Below are 12,322 nucleotides of genomic sequence, written 5' to 3'. Positions count from 1 at the left end.
CGATGGCCTTCGGCGGACAGGTCGCTGCGCTCGCAATGGCGCCTGTGGCGAACATCCCGCCGCGCATCATCAAACACTCCACGGAGAAATCATCAGCAAGACAAGCCCCATCACCCTCGCGACGCCATCCGCGCCCGAGTGATGCCCGACATCTCACCCTCCTCGAACAGAGGGCGCAGGGAAGACCGGGCGCCGGCCGGCGCCCATGGTCCGCGTGCAACAAAAAAGCACGCGGCAGAACCACAGGCTCAGCCGAGATCACCCGGCCTTCCCTGCGCGATGGTGTTACGACTTATACGCGCTCTTCCCGGGGACCGGCTTGTTGGCCCCGTCGCGGACGACTCGTCATCGCCCACTTGGCATCAGCACCGGGATGCCAGAACCACGCGACTTCCTCGTCGCACCGGGATCGTTCGTCCGCGCGAGCAAGCCCGCGCTGCGTCCCAATGCGCCCACCGCATCCCGCACCCGACGTCCGTGACGATCGCGAAGCGCCCCCTCAGCGGGACGGGATACGGGGAGTAGAGCATGAATTCGGATAAAGCGCAAGATCAATATCTGCGAGAATGACACCGAACGTTGCGTCACGCCGACCATGCGCCTCGCAACGAGAGGGCACACTACGACGACCCCACTAACTAACTCATTGTGGGTATTACCTTTCTTGGCGGTCTGGTTCAGTAAGACGAAGCAAGGCTTGTATTGTCGAATGCCACCCAGATCGTGGGCACCGCATGAAAAGAGCCCAGCCGAAATTTTTCCGCCGCAACACGTAATCGTTTCGTTGCAGAGGCAATGCAACCGCCCTTAATATTCGGCACGTAGTCGGGGACCCCTGTTTACCGGAGCAAGCGATGGCGGGCGAACTAGACAAATTCTCCAGCAAAGGCGTAGCCGGAAGGAGTTCGACGAGCCTGGTCCCAGGTCCCTCCCAAGTACCGGACTGGGCTCAGAAAACGTCACCGAATGGCTCAAAAGCAGCAGAGGCGATCCTTCGGGGCACGACGGCGCGTTTTGCGATCGCCCTGGATGCCACGGGAAGCATGGCAACGCTCATCGATACGGCCAAACAGTCGATCACCGAAATAATGAAGCGCGTCGTGAGCGGCGCAGGTCGGCAAGTCGAAATTATGCTTGTGGCCTATCGAGACTACGACGTGGCACGCGACCCCGTCGAGATCTCGGTTACGACGAATGACGCCAATGAGCTCATATTTTGGTTGAGCAGAATAGTCGCAAAGGGCGGGGGCGCCAACGACGGCGAGGCTATCGAGTGCGCGTTGGCGGCAATTAAGAAAGCCGGCAGGTTCGACGCCATTCTACTTGCGGGCGACGAACCACCCAATAGCCGAGCAAACATTCGCGAAGGCTCCGGCAACGACGGTCTTCACGCCGAAGACATTGCGAGATACTTCGGGCAGGACAATACACCCATTCATACCTTCGTCGTTGGGCAGGACCCGCGCACGGTCACGCAATTCGCGAAGCTCTCGTTTCTCTCAGGAGGCAGATCCGGAAAGCTCGATGGAAGCCAAGAAATGATCGATATGGCCGTTATGGCCATGCTTGCCAAATTGAAGGGCAGTGCGGCTGTCAGAACCTATATAAAGGATTTTCACGTCACTTCGCGAGCGGCGACCGAATTCGGCAATCTTTTGCTCGAAGGGCCGAAGAAGTGAAGGTCGATAAACCTACCCTGACTTGGCTCATAGCTGCGTCAGTGGCGGCCACCTTGGTCCTTTTTTGCGGCTTTCTACGCACACTCGGTATTGCGGGACATGGATCTCTCGCGGCAACATTCATACTTTCTGTAGCCGTCTTGCTTTTCTTCTCACTCAAGCTTTCCAGCACGCGACCGCGCCTAAACCTTACTCTTGCCGCCGAAACGCTCGTCGCGCTTGGCATCTTCACTTTGATCATCAGCATTATGGTCGTCTTGCTTAGCGTCTCGGAATTTATGATTGAGATTGCGGGTCGCGATCTCACGCTTGACGATATGCGTCGTTTTGCTTGGCCGTTTGCGGAAGGCCTTGGAGCAGCGGCGATCGCCCCGTTCGTCGCAACACTTCTGCGTCACATCGAGGCAAACCAGACCTCTATCGATACGGGGGACTCTGCCCTGGCCGACGCCGCGCGGGACGCGGCGAACTTGGCGGAAGAGCTAAGACTTGCAACCGCGAAATTTCGAACGATGAATACTGAACTAACATCAAACACTGATGCCCTTAAAACTGCAATAGCCGGCTCCGTAAAGGCCGCTACCAGCTTGGCGACGATGCTTCAAACTGAATCCGAGCGGCTTCAGGTGTCATTTCAGCGCATGCAGGCGGAAGCAACCGGCTTTGGCATTGCCATCGAAGGTAGCCGAGTTTCCGCGGCAGGCTTGGCCACAGACTTATTGACTCTAAAAAGCTCATCCAAGGAAGCCACTGAGCTCCTCGATGCACTCGGCAAACTCATTGACAGCGTTGATCGTTACGTCCGACCGGATCGAACTCTGGCATGAGTATCGCGCGCAACACAGCTAGCACGCTCCACCTCCAGATGGGGCAAGAGGTAATGTACCTTCTGCTAGTCACTTCGCTAGTTGCGAATTTTATCCTCGCCGCGCTCGCATTGCGCACGTCCAAGGAAAGCGGAGCATTAAATTCGGCTCGCAACTACACTGAGATACTCAGGGAAAATCGTCGGCTGCGCGACGCGCAGGCGCAACTCCAAGATCAAGTCAAAAACTTACAATCTCGGCTAGTTTCGGAGGCGGCGGAGCGAAAGAAGGCTGAGATCAACGCTTCACTAGCTGATGCGCGAGCGGACCAAGCTGATGCACGACTGAAGGAAGCTCAAGCAGGAAAGGCCCAATCCACTGCGCCACAGGACCAGCCGCCTATCATCAATCTTCGAGAGGCCGAAGGCTTCAAGTTTGACTCTGGCTCGTCCGAGATATCGGCTGAATTTCTCGATAGGCTGAGATCAGACATCGTTCCTCGCCTCGCGCAGCTCAGCGAGCGATATGGGGCCCAAATCGTGGAGGTAATTGGGCACACGGATGGAACTTCTATCCGCGACACGTCTCGAGTGAAAGCGAACCTCGACGACTCTCTGAGTCACTTTCTTGAATCAGCCAACACAACGCCTTTCTTTCCCTATGACAACGTCGGGCTTGGCATCTCCCGAGCAGTCAGCGTTGCACGCGCACTTCGTGCTACCGGCCTCCCGTCAAGTCTCGATATTCAACCGCTATCGGCTGCTTACTTAATCTCTCCGCGGGATCGTGCGGAGCCCGCTCAGCGTCGGATAGGCGATTCCGAGCGGCGGCGCATCGAAATTCGTATCAGACGGATCAGTGCCAACTAAAGTGCACTAGCAGTCGATTGTAATAAGTTGAGCAAAGAACGAACTGATCATGCAACCGCCTCCGTTCATCATCAGAGGCATCAGGTTTGGAATCTGGATGTACGGTCTTCGCTGTCTTCCGGAAGACGCTATTCAGGTCTTTCTTTGATCCTGGTGGCGATGCCCTGCTGAATCCAAAGAAGCGCAACGCAACGTCTATTTCATCCGGAGGGTTTGCGGAGCGTGCCCCATCACGGCCTGAATGTCCGCGGCGTCCGCCGGTTCGATGATCCGCGTCACCGGTAGGTCCGCCTGGATCACTCCCCCGGTCGCCCAGATTATACCGGCGTGCGGCACCGAGAAGCGTCTCAAGCTCTGCGATGCAGCCATAGAGAAATGTGTTGCCCTCATGGAGATTCTCAAACGTCAAATCAGCGTTATTGCGCATCGTCTCAGCGACCCGTTCAAACTCGCCGGTGTGAGTGCGAAGCGCTTCCTCTGGTGACGCCCCCAGCCAAACTTCCGGCCATGCGTGCGCCAATGCGGCCGAGAGAGAATCAAACTGCTCGATCAGGGCATCGAAGTGACGTTGAGCGTCGGCGAATTGCGCCACCAGCCCGACGGTTGAGGCTGCGTCGGCAGCTGCGACCGTGAGCGGATCAGAAAGCAAGCGCTCAATAACCCTGAGGAGATCACCGAAGCTGGCAACAACGACCTTTCCGTTCCATGGGGCCGCTAGATCGACGGCTGCATCCAGATGTGCCGCAACTTCAGCAAGAGTTTTTATCTTGTCATGTTCGCCTGTCTCTAACTGAAGACCAACGATACGCCTCACTTCTGGAGACAGCCGATGCAGAATATTTCCTGAACGCAGGAACAGCTCAGTGATTTCCCGAACTTTGCTGAGTTCGTCCGGGTCTCTTTGCCGGAAACGATTGCTGCTACACCCCACGGCTAACAGGAAAGCATCCATGGCCTCGCCTGGATCAAATGTCCGTTCAAAAATCGGCCAGAACTGCGCAGGAATAACGCCAAGATCGTAGTGGTCGAACAAGGATGCCGCCGCGCGGCGCGCCATTCTCTGTGTACGATTGGTCGAGAAACGAGCGTTGGCAACAATAACTGGCCGTAACGGCAAGGGTCCGGTCGGGTGCGAAAGGCGAATTGAACCGTCAGGGTGGAAGCTAAGGATGTCTGCCCCACGAACTTGATCGCGCAATGTCGCTACGCGGGCTTCCCACACGAAGAAATAGCCCCATAGGCGCCAGAAGCGGCGGAGCCAGCGGTCGCGAAAGCGTAAAAACCCGCGGAGCATGGAATTATGGTCTCGGGGACGTCCCGCCTAATGCCGATTTTAACAGCATATTAACCAGAGCGTGTCCAGACTCGGGAAATAGAACTCAACTAGAAGTAGCCGCGCCATGTCGAACCGGGCCCTAATCTCCTCCCAAGATGCCGTGGCGCTAAAGTTTGCCGCCATCACGGCTGTTGTCTGCGGTGGATTGATGCTCGGCTTGGCATTCATAGGTAACCTGATTGGCTAGGCAGCCGGGAAGCAACGGGTACAATCCTGTCCGGCCGACAATTTGAAGTTCTTTTTCGAAGTCAGAAAGCGTAAACTTCGTAGTTCGAAAATTTCCCCATGTTGCCCCGAATTGAGAAGCGCGTGGCGCCGGAGCATCCTCGCTTTGACGCTGGCAAAGCCCTCACGGCCAAACCGGCGCCCCCTCCAGCCCTGCCGTCTCCGCCAGCCCGCACATCAGGTTCGCGTTCTGCACCGCCTGCCCGGCGGCGCCCTTGCCGAGATTGTCGACGACGCCGAGCGCGATCACCAGATTGCGGTCGGGGTCGGCGGCGTAGCTGACGAAGGCGAGGTTGGAGCCGGTGGCCCATTTGGTCTGCGGCGGCGTGTCGGTGACGCGGACGAAGGCGCTGTTCGCGTAGAAGCGGCGGGCGGCGTCGAGGCATTGCGCCGTGGTGGCGCGGCCGCGGGCGTAGATGGTGGCGAGGATGCCGCGGGTCATCGGCACCAGATGCGGCGTGAACACGAGGCCGGCGGCGCTGCCGCCGCTGAGGCGCGCGATCGTGCTTTCGATCTCGGGCATGTGGACGTGCCTGAGCAGGCCGTAGGGGATCAGGTTCTCGTTGCTCTCGGCGTAGCCGAACTTGGCTTCGCCGCCGCGGCCGGCGCCGGAGATGCCGGTCTTGGCGTCGATCACGATGTTCTCGGGCGAGATCAGCTGCGCGGCGAGCAGCGGCGCCAGCGGGGTCAGCGCCGCCGCGGGGAAGCAGCCGGGATTGGCGATGCGGGTCTTGCCCGCGATCTCCCGTGGCCAGACGTCGGCGAGGCCGTAGGTCCAGCCGTCGGCGTAGCGGTGGTCGCCGCCGATGTCGACGATCTTCACGTGGCCGGGCACGCGCGCCAGCGCCTCCCGCGAGGCGCCGGTGGGGAGCGAGGCGAACAGCACATCAAGCGGCGGCAGGCGCGCGGGGTCCCACTTCTCGATCACGAGATCGGCGAGTTTTGCCGGCACGCCGGGGAAGCGCTCCGCCAGCCGCTGGCCGGCGCTGCCCTCGCCCGCGGCGTAGACCAGCTCGAACGCGGGATGCCCCGCGACCAGGCGCATCGCCTCGCCGCCGCCAAAACCGGAGATACCGACGATGCCGACGCGAATGCTCATGGGTGGGGTCCTGATGGTGGGGGGAGGATAGTTCAGTGACTTCGAGACGTGATACTGGTTCGCTCCACGACGAACAAGGCTGGCCCTACGACCAGGTCGCACACAACCTTATCGACGTAATCTACGATTGATATGAACGACCCCCGGTCGCACCAGGCACCCCAGAAGACTGCCGACCACGCCAGCAATTGCGAGCAGGTGCTCCCATTGCAGCCCGGCATGCCCTGAAGCATTGACGAGCGCCTTGTAGACAATCAAGAACAGCACGGCGCTGAAGACGAACCTTCGGAAAAACTCTCTGACCGGGGAGAAGAGAACTCCGAACATGAGCCCGATCAGAAAGAAAGCCGTCAGCCATTGTGCTGCAAAGGACTCCATTGGAACGCCGTGCTCCCCTCCTCGCTGATGCCCGGCCGGGCCTTTCCAATTCGCCGCGCCGTGGAAATGGCCGTGTGACCAATCAACTGCGGGATAGGTCGTGCACAGACGGTTTCGCGGAAACGCCTGATCCGGGCTAAACTAAAATCACCATGGTCAATAAGCAAACCAGGCTGCTGCCGTCAGCCCTGCCCCCGAGCGAGACCGAACTGGCCGAGTGGCAGAGCTTGAGCCGGGAGGAACAGATCGCGCGCTATCGCGAGGTGCTGGAGCATCCGGACAGTCTCAGGATCAGCGACGCGACGATGAGCGATATCCTGGCGAAGGCGAGGCAGAGGGCCGCAGGCCGTCGTGAGTCGTGATGGCTCAGCGGGCGAGTCGTGGCAGTCGCGACGATCCAGGCTGATCCGCCGAGCGATATGCTCATCAGTTACTCCGTCATGCCCGGGCTTGTCCCGCCTGCGCGGCCGTAGCCGCTTCGGCGCGGCGAAGGCCCGGGCATCCACGTCGTTCCCAGGATGCCGGACGACGTGGATGGCCGGGACAGGCCCGGCCATGACGATGTGGAGACGGATGAGCGTGGACGCGCGAGCTGCGTGCGCGTCAGGCCCCCCCTCACAGCCACGGCGCCGGCGTGTCCATCGCGATCAGCTGCTCGACCTCGATGCGCGGGCGGATCACGGCGGACTGGTCGCCCTTGACCAGCACCTCGGGGACCAAAGCGCGGGTGTTGTAGGTGCAGGCCTGCACGGCGCCGTAGGCGCCTGATGTCATGATGGCGAGGAGGTCGCCGGGCTTGGGCTCGGGCAGCGCGCGGTCGAGCGCGAGGTAGTCGCCGCTTTCGCAGACCGGGCCGACGACGTCGGCCACGAAAGCGGGCGCGTTCGGCGCGGGCTGCTTGACGGGGAGGATGTCGTGATGCGCCTCGTAGAGCGTCGGGCGGATCAGATCGTTCATCGCGGCGTCGATGATGACGAAGTTCTTGGCCTCGCCGTGCTTCACATAGATCACCTTGGCGACGAGGATGCCGGCATTGCCGACGATCATGCGGCCGGGCTCGAACATCAGGGTGCAGCCGAGATTGTGCGACACGCGCTTGACCATCGCGGCATATTCCGCGGGCTCCGGCGGCACGGCGCGGTCCATGTGATAGGGGATGCCGAGGCCGCCGCCGAAATCGACATGGGAGATGTCGTGGCCGTCGGCGCGCAAGGTCTGCACGAAGTCCGTGAGGATGCGGAAGGCGGTCTCCATCGGACCGAGATCGGTGATCTGGCTGCCGATATGGACGTCGACGCCGGTGACCTTGATGCCCGGCATCTTGGCCGCGCGGGCATAGACGCGGCGGGCGTGCTCCAAGGGAATGCCGAACTTGTTCTCCGACTTGCCGGTCGAGATTTTTGCGTGCGTGCCGGCATCGACGTCCGGGTTGACGCGCACCGAGATGCGGGCGGTGTGGCCGGTCTCGACGGCGAGGCGCGCCAGCAGGTCGAGCTCGGGCTCGGACTCGATGTTGAGGCAGTGGATGTCGGCCGCGAGCGCGGCGCGCAGCTCGGCCTCGGTCTTGCCGACGCCGGAGAACACGATCTTGCGCGAGGGGATGCCAGCCGCCAGCGCCCGCTTCAGCTCGCCGCCGGACACGACGTCGGCGCCGGCGCCGAGCTTGGCGAGGGTGCGCAGCACCGACTGGTTGGAATTGGCCTTCATCGCGTAGCAGATCAGCACGTCCTGGCCGGCGAAGGCGTCGGCAAACACGCGGTAGTGCCGCTCCAGGGTGGCGGTGGAGTAGCAGTAGAACGGCGTGCCGACGGTTGAGGCAAGCTCGGCGAGATTGACGTCCTCGGCGTGCAGCACGCCGTCGCGGTAGTCGAAATGGTTCATGGGTCGGGTCCGCGCGCGGGGCTGCGAGATTGAGTGATTGTGGCGGCGAATTGCCGGGAAATGGGTGGGATTGTCAATTGAGGTGCCACCCTCCCCTCGAGGAGGGGGAGGGGCGATCGCCCGCGGAGTTCGCTTGTGGCCGGCTATCTCTCCGGCGTCATGCCCGGGCTTGACCCGGGCATCCACGTCCGTCCCAGGATGCCACACCACGTGGATGGCCGGGTCAAGCCCGGCCATGACGGTGGAATTAGGCGGGCTCGATCTCGGATGCCCAGCTGGTCAGTTGAGGAAGGCCGCAGCCGCTATTTGCTGTCGAGCAGCGGGTCGAGAATGAAGGGCTTCTTCTGGCCGCGGGTGGCGGCGGGGGCGGCATCAGCGCCGTAGCCGGAGTTGAACAGGCCGGGCTTGTTGGCGGCATCCGTGGCGGTGTCGGTGGGAGCGGCGGACATCTGCGGCGCCGGCGGGGAGTTGGCCGGCAGGTCCAACGGGCCCTTGCGGCCGCAGGCGGCCAGCAGAAGGGCTGAAGCGCCCAGGACGAGCAGGACCCGGGCGGCGGAGGTCGGACGGCGAGCGCGATTCACGTGTGAAATCCCCATGCGGGCGGCACCATACAGAGAATGCACCGGCCTGACGAGTGCGGGAGTGCCACGCCGGGCCGATCAAATTTCGAACGGGAGCCCTACTTTCGCTGTTTTTCCAGCCGCTTCAGCCAGGCTTTGGCCTGGGACGCCACGTTCTTCGGCGCGGTGCCGCCGTAGCTGGTGCGGCTCTTCACGGAGGACTCGACCGAGAGCACGCCGAGCACCTCGGCTGATATCTTCGGCTCGACCTCCTGCATCGCCTTCAGCGGCAGCTCGTGCAGGGCGACGCCCTGCTTGGCGGCCAAGGCCACGATCCGCCCCGTCACGTGGTGGGCCTCGCGGAACGGCATCTTGAGCGTGCGCACCAGCCAGTCGGCGAGGTCGGTCGCGGTGGCATAGCCCTCGCCGGCGGCGGCCTTCATGCGGGCCTCGTCCGGCATGAGGTCGAGCGCCATGCCGGTCATGGCGCGGATGGCGAGCGACAGCGCCGCGAACGCCTCCATCGCGCCCTGCTTATCCTCCTGCATGTCCTTCTGATAGGCGAGCGGCAGGCCCTTCATGACGATCAGGAGCCCGTTCAGCGCGCCGATCACGCGGCCGGTCTTGGCGCGCACCAGCTCGGCGGCGTCCGGATTGCGCTTCTGCGGCATGATCGAGGAGCCGGTGGTGAACTTGTCGGACAGCTTGATCAGCCCGACCAGCGGCGAGGTCCAGATCACGATCTCCTCGGCGAAGCGCGACAGGTGCACGGCGCAGATCGAGGCGGCCGACAGCGTCTCCAGCACGAAGTCGCGGTCGGACACCGCGTCCAGCGAATTGGCCATCGGGCGCTCGAAGCCGAGCGCCTCGGCGGTGGCGTGGCGGTCGATCGGGAACGAGGTGCCGGCGAGCGCGGCAGCGCCGAGCGGCGATTCGTTGAGGCGCTTGCGGGCGTCGATGAAGCGGCCGCGGTCGCGCCCGGCCATCTCGACATAGGCGAGCAGATGGTGGCCGAAGGTGACGGGCTGTGCCGTCTGCAGATGGGTGAAGCCCGGCATGACGGTGCCGGCGTATTCGAGCGCGCGGGTGGCGAGCGCGTGCTGGTAGGCGGCGAGCGCCGCGTCGATGTCGTCGATGGTGTCGCGGACGAACAGGCGGAAGTCGGTCGCGACCTGGTCGTTGCGCGAGCGCGCGGTGTGCAGGCGGCCGGCGGCGGGGCCGATCAGCTCGGAGAGCCGGCTCTCGACATTCATATGGATGTCTTCCAGGGCCCGCTTGAACTCGAACGAACCCTTGGTGATCTCTGACAAAATCGTGTCTAGACCCTTAGCCATATTTTTCGCATCACCCGCGGTGATGATGCCCTGGGCGGCGAGCATGGCGGCGTGCGCCTTGGAAGCGGCGATATCCTGCGCGTAAAGGTGGCGATCGACGTCGATCGAGACGTTGATGTCCTCCATGATCTCGTCGGGACGCTCCGAGAACCGTCCGCCCCACATCGTGTTGCTCATGCCTGAACCGCTTCCAAGACCTTGCTGACCGCCGCTGGATGGGACACACCGTCCGGTATCCCGAAATTCGCGCCTCTGATAGCCGCAACCGACCCGAGATGACAAACGATAAGCCTGATCCCTCCCCTGCCCGCCCCGCATCCTCGCGGCGGACGCTGCTCGCGGCCGGTGCCGTGGCGGTGGTCGCCGTGGCCGGCATCGCGGCGGTGACCTTTGGCGGATTGCTGAAGGGACGGCCCGCGGGCGACCAGGCCTGTCAGGCGGCGGTCGACACCGCCAAGCGGATCGCTCCGCTGATCAAGGGCGAGGTGGCGGCGCTGACGGCGGCAACAGTGCCGCTGCGGCTGCCGGATCTCGCCTTCGAGGACGGCACGGGGGCAGCGAAGAAGCTGTCGGATTTCCGCGGCAAGACGGTGCTATTGAACCTGTGGGCGACCTGGTGCGTGCCCTGCCGCAAGGAGATGCCGGCGCTGGACGGGCTGCAGGCCAAGCTCGGCAGCGACGCCTTCCAGGTGGTCGCGGTCAACATCGACACCCGCGACCCGGAGAAGCCGAAGACGTTCCTCGCCGACGCCAAGCTGACGCAGCTCACCTATTTCAGCGATCCGAAGGCCAAGGTGTTCCAGGATCTGAAGGCGGTCGGCCGCGCGCTGGGGATGCCGACCTCGGTGCTGGTCGACGGCAATGGCTGCGAGATCGCCACCATCGCAGGTCCCGCCGAGTGGGACAGCGCCGACGCGGTCAAGCTGATCCAGGCGGCGACATCGAAGGCGGCCGCGGGACTCTAATCGGAGAACTCAGGCGGCGATGTTGAGATTGCCGCCGACGCCGGGGCCGGCATTGGCGAGCGACAATGTCTGCTGCGCGCCGCCGAGCAGCGTCAGCACCGCATCCTTCTGGGCGTTCAGGTTCTGCTTCAGCACCGACGTGGCGACCTGCTGCTGTGTCGCACTCGCCTGCTGCGCCATGACCGCAGCCACCAAGCTCATGTCCATACGCGCTTACCTCGCTAACGGCACGCTAGCCGAGGAGCCTTAACGAAGCGTATCGGTCGAGCCCGGCGGCGGTAAAATCAGCGGGTCGGCACCGGCTTGGGGCCGCGATAGTCGTAGAAGCCGCGCTGCGTCTTGCGGCCGAGCCAGCCGGCCTCGACATATTTCACCAGCAGCGGGCACGGCCGGTATTTGGAATCCGCCAGCCCCTCATGCAGAACCTGCATGATGGACAGACAGGTATCCAGACCGATGAAATCGGCCAGCTCGAGCGGCCCCATCGGATGATGCGCGCCGAGCTTCATTGCCGCATCGATCGCCTCGACATTGCCGACGCCCTCATAGAGCGTGTAGATCGCCTCGTTGATCATCGGCAGCAGGACGCGGTTGACGATGAAGGCGGGGAAGTCCTCGGAGACGGCGACCTGCTTGCCGAGCCGGCCGACGAACTCCTTGGCCGCCTCGAAGGTGGCGTCGTCGGTGGCGATGCCGCGGATCAGCTCGACCAGCTCCATCAGCGGAACCGGGTTCATGAAATGAATGCCGATGAAGCGCTCGGGGCGATCGGTGCAGGCGGCGAGCCGGGTGATCGAGATCGACGAGGTGTTGGAGGCGATGATCGCCTCCGGCTTCAGCACCGCGCAGAGATCGTGGAAGATCTTGCGCTTGACGTCCTCCTTCTCGATCGCGGTCTCGATGACGAGATCGCAATCGGCGAGGCCATCGAGGGTTTCGCTGATCGAGATATGGCCGAGCGCCTGGTTGCGGGCGTCCTCGGAGATCACCTTCTTCGCGACCTGGCGGGTCAGATTGCCGTTGATGGTCGCCATGCCCGATTTCAACCGGTCGGCAGTGACGTCGTTGAGCACCACGTCGAGCCCGGCCAGCGCGGCAACGTGCGCGATGCCGTTGCCCATCTGTCCCGCGCCGATCACACCGAGCTTGTTGATCTGAGCCATGTTGTCATCCACCCGAACGGCACGCCT

13 protein-coding genes are annotated in these 12,322 nt (G+C 62.8%); 5 read left to right on the top strand and 8 right to left on the bottom strand.

The window, feature by feature from the left end; genetic code table 11:
* Window positions 1–854 precede the first annotated feature (854 nt).
* Genes ACQR1X_RS25635 through ACQR1X_RS25625 form a run of 3 tightly spaced genes read left to right on the top strand, consistent with a single transcriptional unit; the run spans window position 855 to window position 3,354 of the window.
* Window positions 855–1,679: a hypothetical protein gene (locus ACQR1X_RS25635; protein WP_434899859.1), complete on the top strand. Its 825-nt coding sequence runs from the start codon at window positions 855–857 to the stop codon at window positions 1,677–1,679.
* Window positions 1,676–2,506 carry a hypothetical protein gene (locus ACQR1X_RS25630; RefSeq protein WP_434899858.1) on the top strand — a complete coding sequence of 277 codons (831 nt, stop codon included), beginning with the start codon at window positions 1,676–1,678 and terminating at the stop codon, window positions 2,504–2,506. The genes ACQR1X_RS25635 and ACQR1X_RS25630 overlap by 4 nt, the downstream gene beginning before the upstream one ends.
* Window positions 2,503–3,354, top strand: a complete 852-nt coding sequence (locus ACQR1X_RS25625; RefSeq protein ID WP_434899857.1) for a hypothetical protein — start codon at window positions 2,503–2,505, stop codon at window positions 3,352–3,354. The genes ACQR1X_RS25630 and ACQR1X_RS25625 overlap by 4 nt, the downstream gene beginning before the upstream one ends.
* Here the strand turns inward: ACQR1X_RS25625 and ACQR1X_RS25620 are convergent.
* The 3 genes from ACQR1X_RS25620 to ACQR1X_RS25610 all read right to left on the bottom strand — a co-directional run bounded on the left by ACQR1X_RS25620 (window position 3,341) and on the right by ACQR1X_RS25610 (window position 6,392).
* Window positions 3,341–4,648, bottom strand: a complete 1,308-nt coding sequence (locus ACQR1X_RS25620) for a hypothetical protein (RefSeq protein ID WP_434899856.1) — start codon at window positions 4,646–4,648, stop codon at window positions 3,341–3,343. The two genes, ACQR1X_RS25625 and ACQR1X_RS25620, sit on opposite strands and share 14 nt — an antisense overlap.
* 391 nt (window positions 4,649–5,039) lie before the next feature.
* On the bottom strand, window positions 5,040–6,014 hold the full coding sequence (gene argC / locus ACQR1X_RS25615; RefSeq protein WP_434899855.1) for an N-acetyl-gamma-glutamyl-phosphate reductase: 975 nt from the start codon (window positions 6,012–6,014) through the stop codon (window positions 5,040–5,042).
* A gap of 108 nt (window positions 6,015–6,122) precedes the next feature.
* Window positions 6,123–6,392 (bottom strand): hypothetical protein, encoded by a 270-nt coding sequence (locus tag ACQR1X_RS25610; RefSeq protein ID WP_316237102.1) that lies wholly within the window; start codon window positions 6,390–6,392, stop codon window positions 6,123–6,125.
* Between the two features lie 152 nt (window positions 6,393–6,544).
* Between ACQR1X_RS25610 and ACQR1X_RS25605 the strand changes: the two genes are divergently transcribed.
* On the top strand, window positions 6,545–6,754 hold the full coding sequence (locus ACQR1X_RS25605) for a hypothetical protein (RefSeq protein ID WP_434899854.1): 210 nt from the start codon (window positions 6,545–6,547) through the stop codon (window positions 6,752–6,754).
* Window positions 6,755–7,007: 253 nt separating this feature from the next.
* Here the strand turns inward: ACQR1X_RS25605 and lysA are convergent, their stop codons facing one another.
* The 3 genes from lysA to argH all read right to left on the bottom strand — a co-directional run bounded on the left by lysA (window position 7,008) and on the right by argH (window position 10,344).
* On the bottom strand, window positions 7,008–8,273 hold the full coding sequence (lysA, locus tag ACQR1X_RS25600) for a diaminopimelate decarboxylase (RefSeq protein WP_434899853.1): 1,266 nt from the start codon (window positions 8,271–8,273) through the stop codon (window positions 7,008–7,010).
* 302 nt (window positions 8,274–8,575) lie between these two features.
* Entirely contained in the window at window positions 8,576–8,869 is a 294-nt protein-coding gene (gene lptM / locus ACQR1X_RS25595) for an LPS translocon maturation chaperone LptM (RefSeq protein ID WP_434890797.1), read from the bottom strand.
* A gap of 83 nt (window positions 8,870–8,952) precedes the next feature.
* On the bottom strand, window positions 8,953–10,344 hold the full coding sequence (gene argH, locus ACQR1X_RS25590) for an argininosuccinate lyase (RefSeq protein WP_434899852.1): 1,392 nt from the start codon (window positions 10,342–10,344) through the stop codon (window positions 8,953–8,955).
* Between the two features lie 98 nt (window positions 10,345–10,442).
* On the opposite strand from argH, the gene tlpA reads away from it, so the two are divergent.
* The gene (tlpA, locus tag ACQR1X_RS25585; protein ID WP_434899851.1) at window positions 10,443–11,132 is read left to right on the top strand and encodes a thiol:disulfide interchange protein TlpA; all 690 of its coding nucleotides are present in this window, start codon (window positions 10,443–10,445) and stop codon (window positions 11,130–11,132) included.
* 9 nt (window positions 11,133–11,141) lie between these two features.
* Here tlpA and ACQR1X_RS25580 read toward each other — a convergent pair whose 3' ends face one another.
* Together ACQR1X_RS25580 and ACQR1X_RS25575 are read right to left on the bottom strand one after the other, a co-directional pair.
* On the bottom strand, window positions 11,142–11,339 hold the full coding sequence (locus ACQR1X_RS25580; RefSeq protein WP_315718145.1) for a putative motility protein: 198 nt from the start codon (window positions 11,337–11,339) through the stop codon (window positions 11,142–11,144).
* A gap of 77 nt (window positions 11,340–11,416) precedes the next feature.
* On the bottom strand, window positions 11,417–12,295 hold the full coding sequence (locus ACQR1X_RS25575; protein WP_315718147.1) for a 3-hydroxybutyryl-CoA dehydrogenase: 879 nt from the start codon (window positions 12,293–12,295) through the stop codon (window positions 11,417–11,419).
* Window positions 12,296–12,322: the final 27 nt, after the last annotated feature.

Source organism: Bradyrhizobium sp. HKCCYLRH3073, from assembly GCF_051167995.1.
GTDB lineage: Bacteria > Pseudomonadota > Alphaproteobacteria > Rhizobiales > Xanthobacteraceae > Bradyrhizobium.
Note: the sequence above shows the minus strand (reverse complement) of the source record. Positions and strands in the feature narration are given on the sequence as shown.